This window comes from Methylobacterium sp. J-067 (genome assembly GCF_022829465.1).
GTDB classification, from domain to species: domain Bacteria; phylum Pseudomonadota; class Alphaproteobacteria; order Rhizobiales; family Beijerinckiaceae; genus Methylobacterium; species Methylobacterium litchii.
This window is the reverse complement of the sequence record NZ_JAKSXZ010000097.1, coordinates 189034-212919: the sequence shown is the minus strand read 5'-3', so window position 1 is coordinate 212919 and position 23886 is coordinate 189034. Positions and strand designations below refer to the sequence as shown.

26 protein-coding genes and 1 tRNA gene are annotated in these 23886 nt (G+C 71.2%); 18 read left to right on the top strand and 9 right to left on the bottom strand.

Annotation, left to right across the window (positions count from 1 at the left end):
• Positions 1-39 precede the first annotated feature (39 nt).
• From MKK52_RS11950 to lpxK, 3 genes are read left to right on the top strand one after another with little or no spacing between them, the layout of a single operon-like run.
• A complete protein-coding gene (locus MKK52_RS11950) occupies positions 40-831 on the top strand; it encodes a lysophospholipid acyltransferase family protein (RefSeq protein ID WP_243954117.1) in 792 nt (263 codons plus the stop codon).
• Positions 828-2147, top strand: coding sequence for a 3-deoxy-D-manno-octulosonic acid transferase (locus MKK52_RS11945; protein ID WP_243954066.1), 1320 nt, complete (start codon positions 828-830; stop codon positions 2145-2147). Before MKK52_RS11950 ends, MKK52_RS11945 begins: the two co-directional genes overlap by 4 nt.
• Complete coding sequence (gene lpxK / locus MKK52_RS11940) at positions 2147-3139, top strand: tetraacyldisaccharide 4'-kinase (protein WP_243954065.1); 993 nt, start codon at positions 2147-2149, stop codon at positions 3137-3139. The genes MKK52_RS11945 and lpxK overlap by 1 nt, the downstream gene beginning before the upstream one ends.
• A gap of 40 nt (positions 3140-3179) precedes the next feature.
• Here the strand turns inward: lpxK and MKK52_RS11935 are convergent, their stop codons facing one another.
• Complete coding sequence (locus MKK52_RS11935; protein ID WP_243954064.1) at positions 3180-3398, bottom strand: DUF2093 domain-containing protein; 219 nt, start codon at positions 3396-3398, stop codon at positions 3180-3182.
• A gap of 49 nt (positions 3399-3447) precedes the next feature.
• Positions 3448-4434 carry a bifunctional riboflavin kinase/FAD synthetase gene (locus MKK52_RS11930; protein WP_243954063.1) on the bottom strand — a complete coding sequence of 329 codons (987 nt, stop codon included), beginning with the start codon at positions 4432-4434 and terminating at the stop codon, positions 3448-3450.
• Between the two features lie 243 nt (positions 4435-4677).
• On the opposite strand from MKK52_RS11930, the gene MKK52_RS11925 reads away from it, so the two are divergent.
• From MKK52_RS11925 to MKK52_RS11900, 6 genes are all read left to right on the top strand, one after another.
• Entirely contained in the window at positions 4678-5061 is a 384-nt protein-coding gene (locus MKK52_RS11925) for a response regulator (RefSeq protein WP_243954062.1), read from the top strand.
• 104 nt (positions 5062-5165) lie between these two features.
• Positions 5166-5702 (top strand): protein phosphatase CheZ, encoded by a 537-nt coding sequence (locus MKK52_RS11920; protein WP_243954061.1) that lies wholly within the window; start codon positions 5166-5168, stop codon positions 5700-5702.
• Positions 5703-5767: 65 nt separating this feature from the next.
• Positions 5768-6553: a creatininase family protein gene (locus tag MKK52_RS11915; RefSeq protein ID WP_243954060.1), complete on the top strand. Its 786-nt coding sequence runs from the start codon at positions 5768-5770 to the stop codon at positions 6551-6553.
• Between the two features lie 64 nt (positions 6554-6617).
• Positions 6618-7313 (top strand): DUF1223 domain-containing protein, encoded by a 696-nt coding sequence (locus MKK52_RS11910; RefSeq protein ID WP_243954059.1) that lies wholly within the window; start codon positions 6618-6620, stop codon positions 7311-7313.
• A gap of 110 nt (positions 7314-7423) precedes the next feature.
• Positions 7424-7981 (top strand): RNA polymerase sigma factor, encoded by a 558-nt coding sequence (locus MKK52_RS11905; RefSeq protein ID WP_243954058.1) that lies wholly within the window; start codon positions 7424-7426, stop codon positions 7979-7981.
• A complete protein-coding gene (locus MKK52_RS11900; protein ID WP_243954057.1) occupies positions 7978-8631 on the top strand; it encodes an NrsF family protein in 654 nt (217 codons plus the stop codon). The genes MKK52_RS11905 and MKK52_RS11900 overlap by 4 nt, the downstream gene beginning before the upstream one ends.
• Before the next feature lie 10 nt (positions 8632-8641).
• Here MKK52_RS11900 and MKK52_RS11895 read toward each other — a convergent pair whose 3' ends face one another.
• Positions 8642-9139 (bottom strand): YcgN family cysteine cluster protein, encoded by a 498-nt coding sequence (locus tag MKK52_RS11895; RefSeq protein WP_243954056.1) that lies wholly within the window; start codon positions 9137-9139, stop codon positions 8642-8644.
• Positions 9140-9359: 220 nt separating this feature from the next.
• Here MKK52_RS11895 and MKK52_RS11890 point away from each other — a divergent pair, with 220 nt between their 5' ends.
• From MKK52_RS11890 to MKK52_RS11880, 3 genes are read left to right on the top strand one after another with little or no spacing between them, the layout of a single operon-like run.
• Positions 9360-11606 (top strand): transglycosylase domain-containing protein, encoded by a 2247-nt coding sequence (locus tag MKK52_RS11890; RefSeq protein ID WP_243954055.1) that lies wholly within the window; start codon positions 9360-9362, stop codon positions 11604-11606.
• Between the two features lie 11 nt (positions 11607-11617).
• Positions 11618-12289 carry a DUF1214 domain-containing protein gene (locus tag MKK52_RS11885; RefSeq protein ID WP_243954054.1) on the top strand — a complete coding sequence of 224 codons (672 nt, stop codon included), beginning with the start codon at positions 11618-11620 and terminating at the stop codon, positions 12287-12289.
• Positions 12277-12876, top strand: a complete 600-nt coding sequence (locus MKK52_RS11880; protein ID WP_243954116.1) for a hypothetical protein — start codon at positions 12277-12279, stop codon at positions 12874-12876. Before MKK52_RS11885 ends, MKK52_RS11880 begins: the two co-directional genes overlap by 13 nt.
• Before the next feature lie 7 nt (positions 12877-12883).
• Here MKK52_RS11880 and MKK52_RS11875 read toward each other — a convergent pair whose 3' ends face one another.
• Positions 12884-13672, bottom strand: a complete 789-nt coding sequence (locus tag MKK52_RS11875) for a hypothetical protein (protein WP_243954115.1) — start codon at positions 13670-13672, stop codon at positions 12884-12886.
• A 132-nt stretch (positions 13673-13804) separates the two neighbouring features.
• Positions 13805-13996 carry a hypothetical protein gene (locus MKK52_RS11870; protein ID WP_243954053.1) on the bottom strand — a complete coding sequence of 64 codons (192 nt, stop codon included), beginning with the start codon at positions 13994-13996 and terminating at the stop codon, positions 13805-13807.
• Between the two features lie 399 nt (positions 13997-14395).
• On the opposite strand from MKK52_RS11870, the gene MKK52_RS11865 reads away from it, so the two are divergent.
• Both MKK52_RS11865 and gshB read left to right on the top strand, forming a co-directional pair.
• Positions 14396-14683, top strand: coding sequence for a hypothetical protein (locus tag MKK52_RS11865; protein ID WP_243954052.1), 288 nt, complete (start codon positions 14396-14398; stop codon positions 14681-14683).
• 32 nt (positions 14684-14715) lie between these two features.
• Positions 14716-15672 carry a glutathione synthase gene (gene gshB, locus MKK52_RS11860; protein ID WP_243954051.1) on the top strand — a complete coding sequence of 319 codons (957 nt, stop codon included), beginning with the start codon at positions 14716-14718 and terminating at the stop codon, positions 15670-15672.
• Positions 15673-15675: 3 nt separating this feature from the next.
• Here gshB and MKK52_RS11855 read toward each other — a convergent pair whose 3' ends face one another.
• Complete coding sequence (locus MKK52_RS11855; RefSeq protein WP_243954050.1) at positions 15676-17211, bottom strand: cation:proton antiporter; 1536 nt, start codon at positions 17209-17211, stop codon at positions 15676-15678.
• A 97-nt stretch (positions 17212-17308) separates the two neighbouring features.
• Between MKK52_RS11855 and MKK52_RS11850 the strand changes: the two genes are divergently transcribed.
• From MKK52_RS11850 to MKK52_RS11835, 4 genes are all read left to right on the top strand, one after another.
• Positions 17309-18904 carry a gamma-glutamyltransferase family protein gene (locus tag MKK52_RS11850; RefSeq protein ID WP_243954049.1) on the top strand — a complete coding sequence of 532 codons (1596 nt, stop codon included), beginning with the start codon at positions 17309-17311 and terminating at the stop codon, positions 18902-18904.
• 69 nt (positions 18905-18973) lie between these two features.
• Positions 18974-19699, top strand: a complete 726-nt coding sequence (locus tag MKK52_RS11845; protein WP_243954048.1) for a YoaK family protein — start codon at positions 18974-18976, stop codon at positions 19697-19699.
• A 116-nt stretch (positions 19700-19815) separates the two neighbouring features.
• Complete coding sequence (locus MKK52_RS11840) at positions 19816-20205, top strand: hypothetical protein (RefSeq protein ID WP_243954047.1); 390 nt, start codon at positions 19816-19818, stop codon at positions 20203-20205.
• Positions 20206-20358: 153 nt separating this feature from the next.
• On the top strand, positions 20359-22044 hold the full coding sequence (locus tag MKK52_RS11835; RefSeq protein ID WP_243954046.1) for a methyl-accepting chemotaxis protein: 1686 nt from the start codon (positions 20359-20361) through the stop codon (positions 22042-22044).
• Between the two features lie 31 nt (positions 22045-22075).
• Here the strand turns inward: MKK52_RS11835 and MKK52_RS11830 are convergent.
• From MKK52_RS11830 to MKK52_RS11820, 3 genes are all read right to left on the bottom strand, one after another.
• Positions 22076-22162, bottom strand: a tRNA-Leu gene (locus MKK52_RS11830).
• A gap of 35 nt (positions 22163-22197) precedes the next feature.
• A complete protein-coding gene (locus MKK52_RS11825; protein WP_243954045.1) occupies positions 22198-23403 on the bottom strand; it encodes an FAD-dependent monooxygenase in 1206 nt (401 codons plus the stop codon).
• A gap of 17 nt (positions 23404-23420) precedes the next feature.
• A complete protein-coding gene (locus MKK52_RS11820) occupies positions 23421-23678 on the bottom strand; it encodes a zinc-finger domain-containing protein (protein ID WP_243954044.1) in 258 nt (85 codons plus the stop codon).
• Positions 23679-23886 lie beyond the last annotated feature (208 nt).

Below are 23886 nucleotides of genomic sequence, written 5' to 3'. Positions count from 1 at the left end.
TCGCGGGGCTATGCCGCCGGGCCTGACACGCGGGCCGTGATGAGTTTCTTCAAGCGCCTCCTTCGACAGCCGCTCGTGAAGCGGGCGCTTGGGCGTCTCGCCGCCGGCTATCTGCGCCTCGTCCGCGCCACCAACCGCTTCACCATGGAGACGGGCGCGGGGTTCGCGGGCGACTTGCCGGCCGCGAATGCGTGGCTCGACGCGCAATTGCCCGCCATCTTCGGCATGTGGCACGGCCAGCACATCCAGATGCCGCTGATGATGCGCGCCACCGACCGCGTCGCGACGATCATCTCCCGCAACCCGGACGGGGACATCAACACCATCGCCCTCGAACGCCTGGGCGTGCGGGTGATGCGCGCCTCCGGGGCCCGTGGCCGGCGGCGGACGGCCGATGCCCGCTCCAAGGGCGGGGCGGAGGGTCTGCGCGCCATGCTCAAGGCCCTGAAGGCCGGGGAATGCGTCGCCTTCAGCGCCGACGTGCCGAAGGTGACGCGGCGCTGCGATGCCGGCATCCTCACCCTGGCGCGGTTCTCGGGGCGGCCCATCGTGCCCTCGGCGGTGGTGATGAGCCGCCATATCCGCTTCGGCTCCTGGGATCGCGCCTGCCTCGCCCTGCCCTTCGGCCGGGCGGCGATCGTGCTGGGCGATCCGGTCTTCGTGCCCCGCGAGTGCGAGGGCGAGGCGTTCGAGCGCCTGCGCCTCCTCGTCGAGACGGAAATGGACCGGGTCCACGCCCGCGCCTACGCCCTGGTCGGGCGGCCTGACCGCGCTGCCTATTACGGGCACAGCGTCGCCCCGGCGGCGGCCATGCCGGAGGTCGCCGTATGAGGCCGGCCCCGCTGACATTGCCCCTGCGGCTCTACCGCACCGGCCTGCGCGTCGGCGAGCCGGCCGTGGCGGGACTGCTCGCGTGGCGCGCCCGTCGCGGGAAGGAGGATCCGCGCCGGCTGGGTGAGCGGCGCGGCCTGCCGGGCCGGGCCCGTCCGGTCGGCCCGCTCGTGTGGATGCACGGCGCGAGCGTTGGCGAGGTCCTGTCCCTCGTCGCCCTGGTGGAGGGCATGATCGCCCGCCGCTACTCGGTGCTCGTCACCACCGGCACCCGCACCGCCGCCGACCTGATCGGCGCGCGCCTGCCGCCCGGCGCGGTGCATCAATACATGCCCCTCGACGCGCCCCGCTGGATCGAGCGCTTCCTCGACCATTGGCAGCCCGACATCGCCGTGGTTGCCGAATCGGAGATCTGGCCGAACACCATCGTCGCCCTGGACGAGCGCGACATCCCGCTGATCCTCGTGAACGGGCGGATGTCGGAACGCTCCTTCCGAGGCTGGGAGCGCGCCAAGCGCACGGCGGCGGCGCTGCTGTCGCGGATCGCCGTCTGCCTCGCGCAGACGGAGGAGGACGGTGCCCGCTTCGCTCAGCTCGGCGCCCCGCGCGTCTCCATCGCCGGGAACCTGAAGTTCGACGCGCCGGTCCCGCCCGTGGACCCGCAGCAACTGAACTACCTTCGGCCGATGCTGACCGGGCGTCCGGTCTGGCTGGCGGCGAGCACGCATCCCGGCGAGGAGGCGGCCATCGCCCACGCCCATGCGGAGCTGAAGAACCGCTTCCCGAACCTCCTGACGGTGCTCGCCCCCCGCCATCCCGGCCGGGGCGCCGAGGCCGCCGCCTGCGCCACCGCCGCCGGCCTGCGCAGCGCCCGGCGCTCGGCGGGGGGGCGCCCGCATCCGGGCGTCGACCTCTACGTCGCGGACACGATCGGCGAACTCGGTCTGTTCTACCGGCTCAGCCCCCTCGTCTTCGTCGGCGGATCGCTGGTGCCGCGCGGCGGACAGAACCCCATCGAGCCCGTGCGCCTCGACGCGGCGGTGCTGCACGGGCCGCATACGGGCAATTTCGCGCAGGTCTACGATGCCCTCGACCGGGCGGGCGGCGCGGCCCTCGTCGCCAACGGCGCCGAACTCGCCGATTCCGTCGGGCGGCTGCTCGACGATCCGGCGCGCCTCGCGACGATGGCCGAGGCGGGACACGCCGCCCTGCAGCCCTTCGAGGGCGCGGTGGCGCGCACCCTGGCGGTACTCGATCCGTTCGTGGCGCAGATGAAGCTGCAGGGGCTGCACCCGGCGGCGCGCGGCCGGGCCTGATGCGCCCGCCCGGCTTCTGGCAGGCCGGGCCTCGCCATCCGATGGCGCGGCTTCTCGCGCCCCTCGGCGCGCTTTACGGCGCGGCCGGCGCCCGCCGCATGGACAGGCCGGGCGCACACGCCCCCTGCCCCGTCATATGCCTCGGCAACTTCACCCTCGGCGGGGCTGGCAAGACACCCTCGGCGCTGGCTGTGGCGGCGATCCTGCGCGACCTCGGCGCCTCGCCCGCCTTCCTCAGCCGGGGCTATGGCGGACGCCTCCCCGGCCCCGTTCGGGTCGCGCCCGCCGTGCACCGGGCCGCCGACGTGGGCGACGAACCGCTCCTTCTCGCCCGGGCCGCGCCCGCCGTGATCGCCCGCGACCGCCCGGCCGGGGCCGCCCTGTGCCGTAGCCTCGGCGCCACCGCCATCGTGATGGACGATGGGTTGCAGAATCCGAGCCTCGCGAAGGACCTTTCCTTCGCCGTGGTCGATGCCGCCGCCGGGATCGGCAACGGCCGCGTGTTCCCCGCAGGCCCCTTGCGCGTGCCATTGGAGCGGCAATGGGCGCATGTCGGCGGGGTGATCCTCATCGGCGAGGGTGCGGCGGGTGAGGCCGTGACCGCGCAGGCGAAGGCGCGGGGGCTGCCCGTCCACCGGGCGCGGCTCGTGCCGGAGCGGGCCGACCTCGCGGGCGGGCGCTGGCTGGCCTTTGCCGGGATCGGGCGGCCGGAGAAATTCTTCGCGACGCTTCGGGAGCAGGGCGCCGTGCTGGCTGAGACCCGCGCCTTCCCGGACCATCACCCTTATCGCGACAGCGACCTTGCGCGGCTGGCGGCGGACGCGGATCGCCTCGGCGCGCGGCTCATCACGACGGAGAAGGACGCCGTCCGCCTCCCGAAGGATGTCCTGGCGCGGGTCGCTGTGCTGGCGGTCAGGCTCGTCTTCGCCGAGCCCGAACCACTGCGGCAGCAGCTGGCCGCCGCGCTGTCAGCGTCGCCGAAACCCCGTTAAAGTTGGTCGTTGAGTTTCTGGTGCAACCCGTTGGCGCAGCTTACGGACGCCCGTATTCCTTCAAGCGCTGCATGAGCGCCTCGGGCGTGGCGTAGGCCTCCTGCTTCGCGACGCTCCAATAGCGGAGATTGTCGAGGGGGATCGCGTCCCCTGTCACCGCGCAGCGCACGAAGGCGCCGGGCTTCACCACCCGCATCGTGCCGTCGCCGTAGGAGACGACCGCCTCACCCGAATTTCCCCGATCCAAACGGCCCAGCACGTCACGCCTCCGACGACAATTCGCGCCTTTCTATACCCGTCCCGCCCGTTCAGGCGAGCATGGACGGCACGGCATCCGCCGCGAGGAGCCGCTTCGCTTCGGCAGCGTCGAGATGCATCCGCGCGATGAGGTCGTCGGCGCTGGCGAAGCGCTCCTCGCCCCGGATGTAGGCGACGAACTCCACGGCCAGTTCCTGGCCGTAAAGGTCGCCCGCGAAGTCGAACAGATTCACTTCGAGAAGCGGCGCACCGTCATCGAAGGTCGGCCGTCGGCCGTAGCTCGCCACCCCGTCCTTGATCGCGCCGTCCGGCAGCTTGATGCGCACGGCGTAGATGCCGTGCGCAAGGGCGCAATCGGCGAGCATCAGGTTCGCGGTGGGGTAGCCCAGGACGCGCCCGCGCTTGTCGCCGTGGCGGACCTCGGCCGTCACGAACCAGCGGTAGCCGAGCAGCGCGTTCGCCCGCGCCACGTCCCCGTCGGCGAGCGCATTGCGGATCTTGCTGGACGACACCGGCTCCTCCTCCCCCAACAGGGCCACGGGATCCACGAGGCGGCAGGTGAGCCCCGCCTCGCGGCACAGATCGCGCAGCAGGGACGGCGTGCCCTCGCGCGCGCGGCCGAAATGGAAGTCGTGACCCACCACCACGCCCGACAGGCCGAGCCCGTCGCGCAAAAAATCCATCACGAAGGCGCGAGCGCTCGTCCCCGCCAGATCGGCGTCGAAGCGCCGGACGATCAGCCCATCGAGGCCGCTGTGGGCGAAGAGGATCTCCTTCGCGTGCTCCCCGGTCAGCCGGAACATCGGCGCCTCGGGGCGGAAGAAGGCACGGGGATGCGGCTCGAAGGTGAGGGCCACGGCGGGGTGGTCCCCCGCCCTCGCCTCCTCGCGCACGGCAGCCGCCAACGCCCTGTGGCCACGGTGTACGCCGTCGAAATTGCCGATCGCCGCCACGGCTCCGCGCAGGGCGGCCGGCACGGGCTCGTCCACACGGCAAAGGTGGAAGGGCCGCGCGGTCGTATCGTCGCCTGAGGCCATCGGATCTGGGATCGAAACTCGCGAGAGCGCGGGAAGGCCGGGGCGCCCGCCCGGGCCCCGACGCGGCCGGACCCTGCCGAAACGGGCCGAGCCGGTCAAGCGAGCTCTCATCGACCGCTTTAACGCCTTTGCAACGCGGTCGGAGCTAGGGTCACAACAGGTTCCGCACGGTCCTTCCGGCGGACACGACAATCCAACGATCCGGGATTTCAATTTCCCGGGTGACTTCGGAGCATTTGGTTCATGGCTCTCGACCTGAGCATGCCGATCCTCGTCGTCGATGATTATCAGACGATGGTCCGCATTATCCGCAACCTGCTGAAGCAGCTCGGCTTCGAAGAGGTGGACGACGCCTCCGACGGGACGGCCGCCCTCGCCCGGATGAAAGGCCGTAAGTACGGTCTCGTCATCTCGGACTGGAACATGGAGCCGATGACCGGCTACGAGCTCCTGCGCCATGTCCGCGCCGACGAGGCGCTGCGCACGACGCCGTTCATCATGGTCACCGCCGAGTCGAAGACCGAGAACGTCATCGCCGCCAAGAAGGCGGGCGTGAACAACTACATCGTGAAGCCGTTCAACGCGGCCACGCTGAAGTCGAAGATCGAAGCCGTCTGCGGCAGCTGACGGCCCCGCCGGGGTGCGACGGCGGATCCGCCGCGTGCCCCCGGCAAGACTGCGGGGGGGACGGGCGGGTCACAGAAGGTGGTCCGGCACTCGAGGTAGATCAGATGTCTGACGCGCTGTGGAGACAATCCGCCGATATCCGAGAGTTCGAATCGACCGCCGTGGTCTCCGAACTGATCCAGATCGCCGAATACATCACGCATATGCGCGAGGAGATCGCGGCCCTGCGTGCCAATGAGATGACCCGCGACCGGATCCCCATGGCGCATGAGGAGCTGGGCAGCGTCCTCGCCGCCACGGCGGGCGCCACCAACCGGATCATGGCCGCCGCCGAGTCGATCCTGAACCTGCCGGACGGTCCCGCGGCGCGCCCCGACCTCGAGGAGCATGTCGGGACGATCTTCGAGGCCTGTGCCTTTCAGGACATCACCGGCCAGCGCATCTCCAAGGTGGTGAGCGCGCTGCAGAGCTTCGAGCAGCGGCTCGACCGCTTCATCGGCGCCGTCCGGGCGCGGGATGCCGCCATCTCCGACCCGGCCGAGCGCGCCCGTCGCGAGCGGGCCGCCGAGCTGATGCTCAACGGGCCGCAGGCGGAGGAGATCGCCACCAGCCAGGACGACATCGACGCCCTCTTCGCCTGACGGTCGACTCCGGCGCCGGGAGACGGTTACACCGTTACCGGGCCGGGTTCGGACGGTGTAAGGGAATGGCGGCGCGTTACTGGTCCGACCTGACGACCGAGGAATTCGCCGCCTGCGACATGGCGCGGACGGTCGCCGTCCTGCCCGTCGCCGCCACCGAGCAGCACGGGCCGCACCTGCCGCTCTCGACGGACACCGACATCGCGCGGGGCTATCTCGACCGGGTCGTCGCGCTGACGCCGGACGACATCGACGCGCTGATCCTGCCGATCCAGACCATCGGCAAGTCCGATGAGCACGACGACTTCCCCGGCACGCTCACCCTCACCACCACGACGGCGCTCGCCGCCTGGACCGAGATCGGCACCGGCATCGCCCGCGCGGGTTGCAAGCGCCTCGTCCTCGTCACGAGTCACGGCGGCAATTCGGCCCTGATCGACCTCGTGGCCGGGGATTTGCGCAACCGGCTCGGCATGGTCGCGGTCACGACCTCGTGGAGCCGGCTCGGCTACCCGGACGGCCTGTTCCCGGCCGACGAGATCACCCACGGTATCCATGCCGGCGGGATCGAGACGGCGCTGATGCTGGCCCTGCGCCCCGATCTCGTGCGCCGGGACAAGATTGCCGATTACCCCTCGCGCGGGGCCGAGATCGCCCGTACCCACACCGTGCTGCGCACCGGCCGCCCGGCGGCGCTCGCCTGGAAGGCCGGAGATCTCAACCCGGCCGGCGCCGTCGGCGATGCCCGGCTCGGCAGCGCGGAGGCGGGAGAGCGCCTGCTCGACCATGGGGCGAGGGTCTTCGTGGACCTTCTGCGCGATGTCGCCCGCTTCGGAAGCCCGTCGGCGTAACCGGAACGCTCCCTCCGCCGAACAAGCGGGCAGGGGCGCGGTTCGCGACCCGCCGGAGCCTTCCATGAGACAGAAGCCTTCCATTCGCCTCCTCCCGGCCGCTGCCCTGGCGCTGCTTGCCGGCCTCGCGCCCGCCGCCGCCCGACCGGTGGTGGTGGAGCTGTTCACGTCGCAGAGCTGCTCGTCCTGCCCGCCCGCCGAGGCGCTGATCGGCGCCCTGGCCCGCGAGGGCGGCGACGTTCTGCCCCTCGCCTACCACGTGACCTACTGGAACCATCTCGACTGGCGAGACACCTACTCCCTGCCCGCGGCGACCGAGCGGCAGAACGCCTATGCGAAGCGGTTGGACGGGCAGGTCTACACCCCCCAGGCCGTGATTGACGGGCAGACAGGCCTCGTGGGCTCGCAGGAGGCCGCCGTCCGCGCGGCCATCGCGGCGGCGAAAGCGGGGGGCGGCGAGGCCGTGCCGGTGAGCCTCGCGCGCGAGGGCGGCCTCCGGGTGCGCCTCGGCGCCGGGACGGGCTCCGGCACCGTCACCCTCGTCGGGTTCGATCCAAGCCACGTGACATCCGTCGCCCGTGGCGAGAATGCCGGGCGCACCATCAAGCAGGCGAACGTCGTCCGCTCCGTCGCCGAGATCGGCCGCTGGACCGGCGCAGCACGGGAATGGACCCTGCCCTGGCCGGCGGGCGAGGCCGCCGCCGTGATCGTGCAGGACGGAGCAGGCCACGTGATCGGCGCCGCGCGGACGGGAGGTTAGCCATGGCCGCCTCGTTCGCCTTCGGAGCCGGCGGGTTCACCCCGGTCGGTCGCGCATTTCGGCCGGCTGCGCTAGAAAGCGCACGCGGAGAGGCACGGGCCGGAAGCGGAATGGCGCTCGAAGGCGAATTGGCGGGCCTGATGGCGGCGGCGCAGCGGGGCGATGCGGCCTCCTACCGCGCGCTGCTGCGCGCCTGCCTGCCCGTCATCGCCGGCTTCGCACGCGCGCAGGGCGTGCGTGGCGACGCGGTGGACGACGTGGTGCAGGACACGCTGATGACCCTGCACGCCGCGCGGGCGAGCTACGATCCCGCCCGCCCCTTCATGCCGTGGCTGCGGGCCATCACCCAGCGCCGGGCCATCGACCGGCTGCGCCGGGCCGCGCGCCGGCCGCAGGAGGTGTTCGATCCCCTCTCCTACGAGGCGGAGGTGGATCCCCTTCCCGCCCCCGGCGCGGGCATCGAGGCGCGCGAGCGCGGTGCCGCCCTGGCGCGGGCGGTGGCGGCGCTGCCGGAGGGGCAGCGGCAGGCGGTGGAGCATCTGGGTTTGCGCGAACTGAGCCTCGACGAGACCGCCGCCCTCACCGGGCGCAGCAAGAACGCCCTGAAGGTCAACCTGCATCGGGCCCTGAAGGCGCTCCGGGCCAGTCTCACGCCGGGGGGCGAATGATGGACACGCGCCACGACCGGCTGGTCGAGGATCTCGCCGGCCGCCTCGAACCCGTACGGCCCCTGCCCCGCCCCGCACTGCGGGCGGCGCTGTGGATCGGCGCGGCCGTCGTCATCGGAACGTTGCTCGCCTCGAAACTCGCGATGATCGGGCTCGACCACCGCGCCGGCCGGGTCGATCTGTGGCTCGCGGCGGCGGGCGGGGCCCTCACCGCGATCACCGCCGCCTACGCGGCCTTCGCCACAAGCGTGCCGGGCCGCTCGCCGGCTTGGGCGCTGCTGCCCGTGCCGGCCGCCGCCCTCTGGATCGGCGCGAGCGGCCTCGGTTGCCTGCGGGCGTGGGTCGCCCCGCCCCTCGACCTCAGCGACGCGCACGAGCCGGTGAGGTGCTTCAGCTTCCTCGTCTGCGTCTCGGTGCCGCTGTCGCTGCTGATCGTCGGGATGCTGCGCCGGGCCTGTCCCCTGCGGCCGAACCTGACGGCGGCGCTCGCCGGCCTCGCCGTCGCGGGCGCCGCCGCGACGCTCCTCGTGCCGTTCCATCCGGCGGAGGCCACCGCGTCCGATATCCTCGTCCACGCCGTGGTCGTGGCGGGGGTGATCGGGCTGAACGCCCTGGCCGGGGGGCGGCTGCTCTCGAAGGCGCCCGCCTGAGGGCGCGACGCTACGCCTCGTCTTCGGGCGAGAGCGCCGGCCAGTCCACGATGCGCTCGGGATACTCGTCCTCGCCGAACTCCTCCTCGGCGCCGGCGATGCGCCCGCGCACCGATATGCCGGCCTCGTGGATCGTGGTGCGGCTGCCCGAGACGAGGTGGTGCCAGGAATAGAGCGGCTGCCCGTCGCGGACCAGGCGATAGGCGCAGGTCGGCGGCAGCCACGGGATCGCGCGCACCGCCTCGGGGGTCAGGCGCACGCAATCGGGCACCTTCTTCTGGCGCCTGGGATAATCCCGGCAGCGGCAGGCGTAGCCGTCTAGGAGCGTGCAGCCGATATCGGTGTGCAGCACCTCGCCGGTATCCTCGTCCTCGAGCTTGATGAGGCAGCAACGGCCACAGCCGTCGCACAGGCTCTCCCACTCGGTGGGAGACATCTCTTCGAGGGACTTCGTGCGCCAGAACGGCGCGTCCGCAGGCGGCTCGGGTTTGAATGGGGATCGGGACATCGGCCCCGACCGTCTGCCCGAGGCGCCCGCCGGAGGCAAGCCGCCGTCCCGCGCCCGCTGCAATCGCCGCGTTAACCGCGATGACGATCCCGCCCCTGGGGAAAGGGCCCGCGGAGGGGCCCACGCGTTAACCTGCGCATCGCGCCGCCTCGCCGCCGCGATGCAACCCTGATAAGGAAAGGGTAGCCGAGAGGGCGCCCGAACACCGGATCCGAACACCGTGCGCCTGCCCAGATTGAACGCGATCAAGACTCGTATCGAGCGCGCGGCCCTCGCCTTCGACGCGTGGGTCAACGCCTCGCTCTACGACAGCGGCCGCTCGACCGGCGAGGCCTACGAGCGCTTCCAGCGCTTCATGAGCCGCTTCGCCGTGCGCGGGTGGAAGCGGATCTTCCTTGACCTCACCAGCGAGGCGCTGACGCTCGGCGTGGGCGGCATCCTGGCGATGCTCGCCCTGGCGCAGCCGGCCTTCCAGCTCACCAGCGACAACTGGCTGAAGCAGCAGGACCTCGCCGTCACGTTCCTCGATCGTTACGGCACCGAGGTCGGGCGGCGCGGCATCAAGCACGACGATTCGCTGTCGCTCGACCAGTTTCCCGACATCATGATCAAGGCGCTGATCTCCACGGAGGACCGGCGCTTCTACGAGCATTACGGCATCGATCCGATCGGGACGCTGCGCGCCCTGGTCGCGAACTCGCGCGGCAACGGCAACACGCAGGGTGGTTCCTCGATCACCCAGCAGCTCGCCAAGAACCTGTTCCTGACGAACGAGCGCTCCCTGGAGCGCAAGGTGAACGAGGCTTTCCTGGCCTTCTGGCTGGAAAGCCACCTCACCAAGAACGAGATCCTGAAACTCTACCTCGACCGCGCCTACATGGGCGGCGGCACCTTCGGCGCGGTGGCGGCGGCGGATTACTATTTCGGCAAGCCGCTCAAGGACATCAGCCTCGCGGAGGCCGCGATGCTGGCGGGCCTGTTCAAGGCACCGACGAAATACGCGCCCCACGTGAACCTGCCGGCCGCCCGCGCCCGCGCGGCCGACGTGCTGCACAACATGGTCGAGGCCGGCTTCGTCACCGAGGGCCAGATCCAGACGGCCCTGCGCAACCCCGCCACGCCCGTCACCCGCACGCGCGACATCACGGCCGATTACTACCTCGACTGGGCGTTCGGTCAGGTGAAGGCCATGGCCGACAGCGGCAAGATCCGCGACCGGGTGCTGACGGTGAAGACGCCCCTCGACCTCGCCGTGCAGAAGCGCGCCGACGAGGTGGTGGCCGACATCCTGCGCAAGTCCGGCGACGCCTACGACGTCGATGAGGCGGCGATGGTGATCCTCGATCCCGACGGTGCCCTGCGCGCCATGGTCGGCGGCGCCGATTACGGCGAGAGCCAGTTCAACCGCGCCACCGACGCGATGCGCCAGCCCGGTTCGTCGTTCAAACCCTACGTCTACGCGGCGGCCCTCGCCTCCGGTCAGTTCAAGCCGGACACGACGGTGGTCGACAGTCCCGTCTGCATCGGCAACTGGTGCCCGCAGAATTATGGGCGCTCCTATACAGGCCGGGTGCCGATGTGGCTCGCCGTGGCGAAGTCGATCAACACGATCCCGATCAAGATCTCCATCGCGCTCGGCAAGGCGATGGGCATCTCCCATGAGGCGAAGGCCGCCAAGGCGGGCCGCGCCAAGATCATCGCCATGGCCCACAGCATGGGTGTCACGGCGCCGCTCATCGACACGGTGTCGCTCCCCATCGGCTCGGACGAGGTGACGGTGATCGATCAGGCCGCGGGCTACGCCGTGTTCGCCAACGGCGGCTTCAAGGCGAAGCCCTATGCCGCCACCGAGATCCGCAATTCCTCCGGCGAGGTCATCTACCGCCACGCCGACGAGGCACCGGAGCGCATCCTGTCGCCGCAGGTCGTGGCCGACATGAACTTCATGCTCAACAAGGTGGTCGAGGAAGGCACCGGCAAGCGGGCGCAGCTCGAAGGCATCAAGGTCGCCGGCAAGTCGGGCACCACGAACGCCTACCGCGATGCGTGGTTCGTGGGCTACACGGGGAATTACGTCGCCGCCGTCTGGTACGGGAACGACGACCACACCTCCACCAACAAGCTGACCGGCGGCTCCCTGCCCGCCCAGACCTGGCACGACGTGATGGAACCGGCCCACCAGGGCATCGAGATCAAGGGCCTGCCCGGCCTGAAAGACAGCGCGAAGGCCGCCGCGCAGGCGGCGGCGGGCGGGGCGACGGCGCCGGTCGATCCGAACGCCAGCGCCTTCGGCAAGCTCTCCCGCCGTTCCTTCGAGGTGATCGGCGGGCTGAACGGGCTGTTCCGCGCCGCCGAGCGCCCCCGCGCCAATGGCCGGCCGGGTTCGGATGACCGCGCGTCCGCCGCGCCCGCTCGCGAGGTCGCCGAGGGCGCGCGCGCCGTGGGCGGCCGCATCGCCCTGCCGTGAGGCATGAGGCCATGAAGGTCGCGTTGTCCGGTCAGGCCGCCCGCCTGCCCGCGTCCGCCGGGGCGGCCGGGGGGCTCGTCGCCCGCTTCGTCCGCAAGAGCGGCACGCCGCTTCTGGTGCTTTACGCCCTCGCCCTCGGGGCGGTACTCGGCCTCGCCAGCGCCGATTGGGCGACGCGGGGCGGTTATCCGTTCGGCGGCGTCCACATCGGCCCCTGGATGGCGTGGCCCCGCGCCGGGGCGACCGGCGCCGACCCCTATACCCGCGCCGTGAACGCTCGCCGGGGCGAGGTCCCCCTCGCGGTGGGCGAGGGCCTGCTCCTCACGGCGGCCGAGGACGACGAGGGCCGCGCCCTCGATGCCTCCTGCACCTACGCCATCGGCGGCGTCGTGCCCCCCGCCCGCGCCTGGACGCTGACCGTCGCCGGGCGCGGCGCCCGCGACCCGGACCGTCCGCATATCCGTGACGGGTTCACCTCCACCGAGATCCTGCGCCGGCAGGACGGGCGCTTCGTGATCACCCTCTCGCCGGAGGCCGAACCCGGCAACTGGCTCCCGAGCCCGCGCGCGACCGGGCCGATGCGCTTGGCGCTGCGCCTCTACGACACGCCGGCCGCCGCCGGCGTCGGCTCCCTCGACCGGAGCGTCGTGCCCTCCATCACCCGGAAGGGCTGCGCCCCGTGAGATTGCGCCTTGCCTACGCCACCCTCGCGGGGCTCGTCCTGGCGGGCATCGTCCACATCGCGGCGGTGCTGGCCATCCCGCGCCTCGCGGAGACGGATGCGGTGACCCGCGCCCGCACCAGCGAGAGCCTGGACCATCCGCAGGTGATCTACGCCCTTTCGACGGGCGAGACGCCCGCGCCGCAGGAGGTGTGGCTGCCGATCCCCGACCCGGCCGTGGCGGTGGGCGTCTGCGCCTTCGACCTGACGGACGGGCCGATGCGCGTCTCGGCCCGGACGGGTCCGCTGGCGTTGTCCCTCGCAGCCCATGGGCGGCAGGGCGCGTTCTACGCCGTGACCGATCAGGCGGCGGTGCGCGGGGCCCTCGACCTCGTGATCCTCACCCGCGCGCAATACGATCAGGCACTCGCCGACGACGACGAGAACGAGCCGAGCCGCGATGTGCGCATCGTCGCCCCCGAGGGGCGTGGCTTCGTCGTGGTGCGGGTGATCGCCGGTTTGCCGAGCCAGCGCGAGGCGGCCAACGCCGCCGTGCACGCGGTAAACTGCACCACCGACGCCGCCGCCGACGATTCGGCCAAGCGCTAGCGCCGCGTCAGTCTTTCACGACGAGCGGCGCTGTGACGGCGACGTCCGGAGCGGGAACGAGCCCGCAGCGGATTGCCGCATCCGAGGGCAGCACCGGATCGAGCAGGGGGCGCCGGCCGGAGAGCATCGCCAGGGCGCGTTCGGATTCGGCGGCGGCGGGGTCCGGTGCCTCGGCGAACAGGTGTTCCAAGGCGTAGCGATACGCCTCCAGGCGCTCGCCCGTCTCCATCCGCACCCAGGCCACGAGGCAGCGGTTTTCCGCCACCCGCATGGCCGCCTGCCGTACGTCCCAATCGTCGAGGGTCTTGGCGAAGGGGAGGCTCTTCAGCCGCCGCGCGTCGGCGTCGGCCACCCGCATCGCGAGCGACGCGAAGGGCGGGATCAGCCGCGCATCGGCCACGGCGTCGTCGGTGAGGCGGCGGTAGCGCGAGACCGGGGAGCGCAGCCCCTCCGCCAGGATCGCGTCATGGTAGCGCGCCGGATCGTGGGGCCGCCAGGAGGGCGGCAGCACCCGTGCGCGGGTCAGGTTGGCCAGGATGTCGAGGAAGGCCTCCCGCGTCGTCGCGGGCATCAGGAAGCGCCAGGCGCGGGCGCGCAGGTCCTGCTCGTCGTCGGTGAGCGGCGAGGCCGAGGCCGGGCCGCCGCGCTCGCCCGCCGCCACGCTGCCGGTAGCGTCGATCAGGCTGTTCCAGACGCCGGCCTGGGGCCGCCCGAAATCCCCCTGCTGGGCGCAGGAGACCAGAAGGCCGAGGGCGAGGCCGAAGGGCAGCGTGCGGAGGGCGCGGCGCCTGCGCATCGCGCCCGCATGCGGGAGGCTGAGTGTCTGGGGCATGGCGCTGAACGGGGCTGCGGGCGTGCGGTCGCATCCGCCGGCCGCGCCGGACGCGTCACTGTGCCGGGAAGGGGCCCGGGCGGGGCGAGGGGTCGCTCAGGAGGCGAGGCGTTCGTAGCGCACGCCGAGGAAGAGCAGGATCTGGCCGCGCGCCTCGCCCGAGACGGGCGCCGGGCGGCTCGGCCGCGTGCCCCGCGACGGGAAGGCAACGACGATGCCGGTGCCGGCGGGCTCGTCCGATGCCGGAGAGGACACGGCGCTGCGTTCGATTTTCCGGTGGCGGTTCATGATCTGGCTCCTGTCGGCGATCCGGGCTTTTGCCCAGGCCCGGCAATGGGCGTCGGCAAGGGGCGTTAGGTGGAAGGGCCTGAATTCTGGTCTCGTGCTGCCTGATCAGATCATCACGGGATGGTTAACAGATGCTTGCCGGGGTTGCGGTGCGGCCGGATTCGATTGGCCTGCGCCTTGCTTGAACAGCGTGGCCCATGGCGGGCGTTTCCTCCCTTTAACTGGCCCTGCCCGGATGCGGGCGGGGCCGTTTTCTCGCCGGGAGCCGGCCGCCGTATTTCTGCAACGTGCGACACAAGTGGTGGCCGGGGCGCTTGCCTACCGCCCGGCTGGCCCGATATGCGGACGCAACGCGGGCCGGTCCGCCGCCCCGCAATCGTTGTTTGAGGACAAGGCTGGATGCGACTGGTTCCGGACAATTCCCTTCGTTCGCCGCGTGCCGTCGCGCTCGCAGCACTGACGTTTCTGACGCTCTCGGCCGCTCCGGCTTTCGCGCAGCGCGAAGATCAGGGCCTGCAGCTCGGCTGCGCCGACGACTATTTCCGCCTCTGCATCGGCGTCGATCCGAACAGCCCCGACGCGGACCGCTGCATGCAGCGCAACCGTGCCAAGCTGTCTCAGAAGTGCCGCGCGGCCATCGGCGACTATGATCGCCGCACCGGCGGTAAGTCGATGCAGAACAACTGACAGCCGCGTCACCCGCGCATGGGAAAGCCACCATGAGCCTGACCGTTGCGGTCCAGATGGACCCGATCCAGAACATCCGGATCGCGGGCGATACGACCTTCGCGCTGCTGCTCGAAGCCCAGCGCCGGGGGCACCGGCTCTTCCACTACACCCCCGACCGGCTCTCCATGCAGGGCCGGCGGGTGACGGCGCGGGTCGAGGCCCTGACCGTTCAGGACGTGCAGGGTGATCACTTCACCCTCGCGCCACCGGAGCGGATGGACCTCGCCGAGTGCGACGCGGTGCTGATGCGCCAGGATCCGCCGTTCGACATGGCCTATGTCACGGCGACCCACATGCTGGAGCGGATCCACCCGAAGACGCTGGTCGTCAACGACCCGTCCGAGGTGCGCAACGCCCCGGAAAAACTCTTCGTCCTCGACTTCCCCGAGTTGATGCCGCCGACGCTGATTAGCCGTGATCGCGCGGAGATCGAGGCGTTCCGCCTGGAGCACGGCACGGTGGCGATGAAGCCGCTGCACGGCCATGGCGGCGCAGCGGTGTTCAAGGTGACGGAGAAGGACCCGAACTTCGGTTCGATGTTCGATCTCTTCGCCACGACCTTCAAGGAAGCCTGGGTGACGCAGCGCTACCTCGATCGCGTGACCGAGGGCGACAAGCGCATCATCCTCGTGGACGGCGTCGCCATGGGCGCGGTGAACCGCGTGCCGGCGGCGGGCGACATCCGCTCGAACATGGTGCGCGGCGGCGCGGCCTCGGCCTCCGAACTCACCGAGCGCGAGCGTGAGATCTGCGCGACGATCGGCCCGGAGCTGGCGCGGCGCGGCCTGATCCTCGTGGGCATCGACGTGATCGACGGCCATCTGACCGAAATCAACGTCACCTCCCCCACCGGCATCCGCGCCATCGAACGCCTCGGCGGGCCGAACCTCGCCGTCACCGTGTGGGATGCCATCGAGACCCGGATCGCCGCGCGCAAGGCGGGCTGATTCTCACAGGTCGGCGCGCGGGGTCGCGCTGAGTTCGGCCCAATCGAACTCCTCTTCCAGCAGGAAGTAGGCGTCGTCGCCGATCTCGCCCTTGCGGCGCATCTCCATCACCTTGTCGCGGGCGGCGAGGATGGCGTTGAGGCGCGCGGCGTCGGCGGGAAGGCTCTCGGGCGCGCGCCCTTCCTCATGCGCCTCGGCCTCGGCGAGGGCGGAGCGGAACTCCGCGCGCAAGGCGTCCGTGGCGGCGCAATCCTCGCGCGCTTCGAGGCTCTTGAGCGCCGCGCCATAGGCGGCGGCCCGCCCGCGCCCGACCTCCTGCCCCACGGGGTCGTCGTCGGGGAGCTTTAGCCGTCTGAGCAGCGGACTCAGGGTGAGCCCCTGCAGCACCAGCGTCCCGAGCACGGTGAAGAAGGCCGTGAACACCACGAGGTCGCGGTGCGGGAAGTCCTGCGGCAGGGCGAGCGCCGCCGCCACGGTTACGATCCCGCGCATCCCCGCCCAGGCGACCGCGACCCCGGCGCCGAGGCGGGCCCGGTCGCCGTGGCGGCCGAGGCCGAAACCGCGCAGGCCGCTCGTCGGCAGCACCCAGGCGAGCCGCGCCGCGACGACCGTCAGGAAGACGAAGCCCGACAACAGGATTGCCTGCCATTGATCGGTGGGGTTCAGCCGTTCCAGGATCGGATCGATCTGGATGCCGATGAGGACGAAGGCCAGGACGTTGATGACGAACACCGCCGTGTCCCACACCGCGTAGGAGACGATCCGCGCCCGCGGGGCGGTGACGCCCGGCGCCTTCCTGGCCACGGTCATCGCGAAGGTCACGACGACGAGGACGCCCGACATCTCCACCTTCTCGGCGGCGAGCCATAGGCCGAAGGCGGCGACGAATTGCAGCACGATGGCCGTCGGCGGATCGCTGATCCGCTTGCGCAGGGCGACGAAGGCGATCCCGAGAAGCGGGCCGACGACGAAACTCGCGGCGACGCCGAGCACGAAGCCCGGTAGGGCCTCCTGCATCGAGAAGCTGCCCGCCATCGCGGCACCGACGGCGAGACGGTAGAGCAGCAGCGATGCCGCATCGTTGAGCAGGCTCTCGCCCTTGAGGATGGTCGCGAGCCTGTGGGGCATCGGCGCATGCCGAAGCACCGCCATCGCTGCGACCGCATCGGGAGGCGCGACGATGGCGCCCAGCGCGAGACAGGCCGAGATCGGCATGTCGGGCACGATCACCTTCGCCACGACCGCAACCGCGAGGCTTGTCACCACCACGGCACCCACGGCGAGGCCGAGCACCGGCTGCCAACTCACCCGCAGGTCACGGAGGGACGCGTCGAATCCGGCATCGAGCAGGACGGGGGCGAGGAACAGGGCGAGCGCCAGTTCGGGATCGAGGCGCAGGTTCGGCACGCCGGGCACGAACGCGAGGCCGATGCCGCCGATGGCGAGGAACGCCGGATACGGCGCGCCGAGCCGTGCGGCGAGCCCCGTCAGGACGACCGCGCCGAGCAGGACGGCGACGGTCCATTCGAAAATCAACATGACCCAGACATAGGGCGCGATGGGTCTCGCGCCGGGTATAAGCTTTGCGTTGCCCGCCGCCCTCGCCTATTCGACAGCAAGACCCGCCGGACACGCCATGCCCGAGACACCGATCTTCTCGTCCGCCGCCGTCGCCGCGCCGCACAGCCTCGCGGCGCAGGCGGGCCTCACCGTCCTGGCGCAGGGCGGCAACGCCATCGAGGCGATGGTCGCCATGGCAGCCTCTATCGCGGTGGTCTACCCGCACATGAACGGCCTCGGCGGGGACGGCTTCTGGCTGGTCCGCGAGCGCGGCGGACGGGTGCGCGGCATCGAGGCCTGCGGGCCGGCGGGCCGCGAGGCCACCATCGCCCGCTACCGCGAGAAGGGCTACGACGCGATCCCGCCCCGTGGCCCGGAGGCGATGGTGACGGTGGCCGGCGCGGTCGGCGGCTGGTCGCTCGCCCTCGAACTCTCCAAGGCGCTGGGCGGGCGGCTTCCCCTCGAAACGCTGCTGGCCGACGCCACGCGTCAGGCCCGCGAGGGCGTACCGGTCTCGGCGAGCGAGGCGCGCTACACGCCGCAGCCGGGCGACACCCTGCACGAGGCGCCGAACTTCGCGGCGACCTTCCTGAAGGACGGCAAGCCCTATCCGGCGGGCGAGACGCGCCGTCTGCCGGCGCTCGCCGGAACGCTCGAACAGCTGAGCCATGCCGGCTTGGACGATTTCTACCGGGGCGATATCGGCCGGGAGATCGGCGTCGATCTCGAAAAGCTCGGCGCCCCGGTCTCCCGCGCCGACCTCAAGGCCTACCGGGCGGCGGAGCGGGCGCCCCTCACCCTGCGCCGCCGGGACGCGACGCTGTACAACTTCCCGCCGCCCACCCAGGGGCTCGCGGCGCTCATCATCCTCGGCCTCTACGACCGTCTCAACATTGCGGAGCCGGAGACAGCCGCGCATTATCACGGGATGATCGAGGCGACGAAGCGCGCCTTCGCCATCCGCGACCGGGTGGTGACGGACTTCTCCCGCCTGCGCCACGATCCCGCGACCTTTCTCGACGCGCAGCGCCTCGCCGCCGAGGCGGCGCGGATCGAGATGAAGCGGGCCGCCTCGATCCCAATCGTCTCGCATAGCGGCGACACGGTGTGGATGGGCGTGATCGATAAGGACGGGCTCGCCGTCTCCTACATCCAGTCGGTCTATTGGGAATACGGCTCCGGCACGGTGCTGCCGCGAACCGGCCTCGCGTGGCTCAATCGCGGCGTGTCGTTCTCCCTCGATCCGGCCTCGGTGAACCCACTGGAGCCGGGGCGGCGTCCGTTCCACACCCTGATCCCGGCGCTCGCCTGCTTCGACGACGGCCGCGTGATGGCCTACGGCTCGATGGGCGGGGACGGGCAGCCGCAATTCCAGGCGCAGATCTTCGCGCGCTACGCCGATTACGGGATGTCGGTGGCCGAGGCCGTCGATGCTCCGCGCCTGCTCTACGGCCGTACCTGGGGTGCGCCGTCGCTCAGCGTGAAGGTCGAGGATCGCTTCGATCCCGCCTGCCTTTCCGCCCTGGAGCGGATGGGCCACGAGATCGAGCCGGTGGGCCAGGCCTACAGCGATACCCTCGGCCATGCCGGGATGCTGGTGCGCCATTCCCGCGACGGGCGCATCGCCGCCACGCACGATCCGCGCTCCGATGGCGGGGCGCTGGGGCTGTAGCTCGGTAACGTCCGGCCGGTATCATCCGGCCGCGCTCGATCTTTCGCTTCTGACCAGACCGCCGCCGCCATGCTTGTCCATGAAGGGTCCACCCGGACGTACCGGATCGATGAACGCCTCGGCTGGACCTTCGCCGCCATCGCGGGGGCCCTGAACGTCGCCGGCTTCTACGCCTTCGGCACCTTCTCCTCGAACATGACCGGCAACGTCTCGGCGCTCGCCGACCATCTCGGTCTCGGCGAGGTGCGGATGGCGCTGTTCGGCCTGCTCCTCGTGCTGGCCTTCGTCGCGGGGGCGATGGCCGCGACCCTGCTCATCGATGCCGGGCGCACGCGGCATCTGCCGGGGGTCTACGCCTACGGCATCCTCGGCGAAGCGGCGATGCTGCTGGTGCTGGGCTGCGCCGCCCCGTTCCTGCCGGAAGACGCGCGGGGCGCGGTGTTGGCATTGGGACTCAGCTTCCTCCTCGGGTTGCAGAACGCCACCGTGACGCAGATCACCAACGCGCGGGTGCGCACCACCCACGTCACCGGCATGGTGACGGATATCGGGATCGGGCTCGCCAACCTCCTCGAACGCCACCCCGGCGTCGACCGTGACAAGCTGCGCCTCCACCTCGTGACCGTGGCGGCCTTCCTCGGCGGCGGCATCCTCGGCGTGGTCCTGTTTCAAGTGATGGGCACCGCGCTCCTCGTCGTGGCGGCCTGTGTCCTCGCCGCCCTGGCCATCCCCGGCATCGCAGCGGCCCGGCGGCTGCGGGCCTATGCGGGGCCGGCGGAATCCCGCTCAGCCTGACGCCACCGCAAGCTGAACGATTGCTGCCAGACGGCTTCAGGGCCGATGCAGGCGGCGCACGGCATTCTCTCTCCATGGCCGGAACAGCCGGCCGAACACATCGAGAGGGTTGGGCCATGAAGACGTTCGCTACCCTGGCCGCCGCCACCCTGGTCATGGTCGGGTCCCTCGGCGCTCCGCAGGCGCAGGCCCGGGGTGGTGGCGCGGTCGCCGCCGGCGTGATCGGCGGCCTCGCGGCGGGCGCCCTCCTCGGCGCCGCCATCTCCGAGGCCCATGCCGAGCCGGCCTACGGGTACGGCTACGCCCGGCCCGCTCCGGCCTACGGCTACGGTTATGCTCCGGCCCCGCGCGTTCGCGCCTACGAGGTCGACGAAGTCCCGGTCTACCGCACCGAGCGGGTCGTGCGGCGCTACGACGTCGATCCCGACGACGGCTACCGCTACGCCGGTTACGGCTATAGCCACCGCCGCCATTGCGACCGGCCCTACGGCTACGGCGGCTGGTGATTGCCCCCGCACCCCGCAGCGATACAACCATCGCTGCGGGGTGCGGAAAGATATCGCTGTCGTGAAATTAGGCAGCGATTGGACGATGTTTATACAATCTTCAAGTTGTATTTTTATGCATGACGGCAGTGTTCTTTTGACTGGCCGTCTCTCATGCATGTCTCCATCAAGGCGGCCCTCGGGGGCATGTTCGGCTTGGCGGCCCTGGTCGCGGCGGGGCAAGGTTACGTCGCCGTCCGAAGCCTGTCCGAGATGAAGCAGAACGTCGGCGAGATCGGCCGCGTGAAGCTTCCAGCAGTCAACGTCGTCAACCAGATCAACACCGCGATCCGCGACCACCGGGTGAAGCTCTACAGGCTGGTGCTGTCGTCGGAGACGGCAGAGAATCTCGCGGAGAACCGGAAGTCGGTCGATGGCGTCGGCAAAACCATCGACACCCTGCGCCACGACTACGAAGCCATGGACAAGACCGCCGAGGAGCGCGCCCTCTACGAGCGGTTTTCGACCCTGTGGGCCACGTATCTTACGCAGCAGGCGACGGTGATCGACACCCTGGCTGCGGGCCATCGGAGCGAAGCTCTGGCGATCCTGCTCGGGCCTGACCTGCTGCAACTGGCGACCAACGCCTCCGACACGCTGAAGAAGAACGTCGCGGTCAACAAGCAGGCCGCCGAGGTCGCGGTGAGCGGCACCATCGCAGATGCCGAAGCGTCGATCCGCACGGCGAGCCTCGCCGCCGGCTTCGTGGTGGTGTTGTCGCTGCTGGCGGCCCTGTTCAGCTTCCTGCGCATCTCGCGGCCGATCCAGCGCATGACCGGCGCGATGGAAAAGCTTGCGGGGGGCGACACCACCGTCGCCATCCCCGGCGCGGGCCGCCGGGACGAGATCGGCGCCATGGCCGCGACCGTGCAGGTGTTCCGCGACAACCTCCTCCGCGAACAGCAGCTCGAGGAGGAGACCCGCGTCGCCCGCCTTTCGGCCGAGGAGCAGCGCCAGAGCGCTATGCGCCAGATGGCCGACGGGTTCGAGGCCGCCATCGGCGGCATCGCCGCGCTGGTCTCGTCCTCGGCGACGCAGTTGCAGGCGACGGCCCAGGCGATGTCCGGCACGGCCTCCCGCACCGCCGCGCAATCCACCACCGTCGCCATCGCGGCGGAGGAGGCGGCGGTGAACGTCACGACGGTGGCGGCTTCCGCCGAGGAATTGGGCTCGTCGGTGCAGGAGATCGGCCGACAGGTTGCGGGTTCGGCCGATCTGGCGCGCCGGGCCGTGGACGAGGCCGGCGAGACCGCGTCCTCCGTTCAGGAGCTGAACGAGGCCGTCGCGCGGATCGGCGACGTGGTGACGATGATCGCCCACATCGCCGGGCAGACCAACCTGCTCGCCCTGAACGCAACCATCGAGGCCGCCCGCGCCGGAGAGGCGGGACGGGGCTTCGCCGTGGTGGCTTCCGAGGTGAAGGAACTCGCCGGTCAGACGGCGCGGGCGACCGAGGACATCGCGACCCAGATCGCCCGGATCCAGGCCTCGACCGGCCAAGCGGTGCGCGCCATCGATTCGATCGGCGGGCGCATCCGCGAGATCAGCGGCGTGGCGACGGCCATTGCGGCGGCGGTGGAGGAGCAGGGCGCGGCGACGCAGGAGATCGTCCGCAACGTCGCTCAGGCGGCGACGGGTACGGGCGAGGTCACGAACACCATCGCCGATGTGGCGGGTGCGGCCGAGGAGACCGGCGCGGCGGCGAGCCAGGTGCTCGACGCAGCGTCCGAACTGTCCCGCCATTCCGAGCGGCTCCAGGCCGAGATGACCCGCTTCGTGACGACGGTTCGCGCGGCGTGAGGCTGGGCCGGTGACGACGATGCAGGTGATGTGGTGCGGACGGCGGGACTCGAACCCGCACGGCCTTTCGGCCGCAAGATTTTAAGTCTCGTGCGTCTACCGGTTCCGCCACGTCCGCTCGAAGCGCAGCGGTAGCCGCCGCGCTCGCCGGGATCAAGCCGGGGGCGTCCATCCATAGACCCAGGCGTAACGGTCGCGCATGCCTGTCGGCCCAAGGCGCCGTATCACGGCATCGCGGACGAGGCCGACCACGCCGCCGGCATGGTAGGTGCGCCCGTTGGCGCGGGCCGCCCGCTGCACCTGCCGTACGCGCGCCTCGCGGGCCTGGGCATAGGCGTCGAGGGCCGCCGGGACGGCCGGCGCTTCCGCGAGGCAGCGTGTCAGCACGGCGGCGTCCTCGATGGCCAGCGCCGCGCCCTGCGCGAGATAGGGCAGGACCGGATGCCCCGCATCGCCGAGCAGGGCGATCCGCCCCCGTGCCAGGGGGCGCGGCGCCTGGCGGTCGGCCAGGGACCAGACGAGCCACGAATCGGGCAGGGCCAGAACCTCCCGCAGGGGCTCGGCGCAGCGGCGAAAATGGGAGCGCAGCACGGCCGGCTCGCCGAGCCGACCCCAACCCTTCTCGCCCACCGCCTCGGGGACGATGGCCACGACGTTCAGCAGGCTTCCGCCCCTCACCGGGTAATGCACCACGTGCCGGCCGCGTCCGAGCCACAGACCCGTTGCCTCCCCCTGGAGGGAGTCCGGCACTGCCTCGCGCGGTATGAGGGCACGCCACGCCGCCGCCCGGCCCGGCCGCAGGGGCGCATCGTCGAAATGCTGGCGCAGGACCGAACGCAGCCCGTCTGCTCCGATCAGGAGATCGAAGTCCAAGTCCTGCGTGCCCGTGCCGGTCTCAACGGTGAGCTGGACCCGCTCCGACCCCTCCCGCGCCTGCGCAGCCGAGCGGCCCATCAACAGGCGGATGCGGGGCCGCGCCCGCACCGCGTCGAGCAGCAGGGTCTGCAGGTCGGCACGGTGGATCACGTAATAGGGCGCGCCGAAGCTCTCACGCGCGCCCGCACCGAGGGCGACGCCGCCGATCCGCCGGCCGCTTTCGAGGGCGCGCACCTCGACCCCCGGCGGCTCGCTCGCCGCCCGGCGCAGGGCGGCGGACAGGCCGAGCCCGGCCAGCACCCGGCTGGCATTGGGGGAGACCTGGATACCCGCCCCGACTTCGCTGAATCCGGTGCGCCGCTCGATCAGCGTGACCGCGTGGCCCGCATCCGACAGGGCGAGCGCCGCCGTCAGGCCGCCGATGCCGGCGCCGACGATCCCGATGTCGAGTTGGGTGGCGGGAGGGGTCGGTTCGGGCGACACCGCTCTCGGGCGCCCTTTCAGGCCGCCACCGCCGCCGAATCGTCGTGCCAGACGCACTCGGCCGGGTCGGCCGCGCCGGCACCCAGCGACGGCTGGTAGCGGTAGAGCGTCGAGCAATACTGGCAGATGATCTCGTTGTCCGCGCCCATGTCGAGGAACACGTGCGGGTGGTCGAACGGCGGCAGCGCGCCGATGCACATGAACTCCTTCGCGCCGACCGCAATGGCCGGGACGCCGGGTTCGTTGTGGAAGTGCGGTACCGACTTGCCTGCCATCCGGCCCTCGCCTGCCCCGCCCGTGGGGCATGTCCGCCTGCGCTTATGCCGCCCCGGCCCCTGCCCGCGCAAGGGAGGCGGCACGCGAGCCTCGCGGACAGGACATGCCGTTTGCGCATCGCCCGTCGCGCGGGGCGCTTGGCCTGCCGGCTGGCGCGCCGTACATAGACACCGACGCCAGTAAGACGATCCTATCAGAAACCGCTGA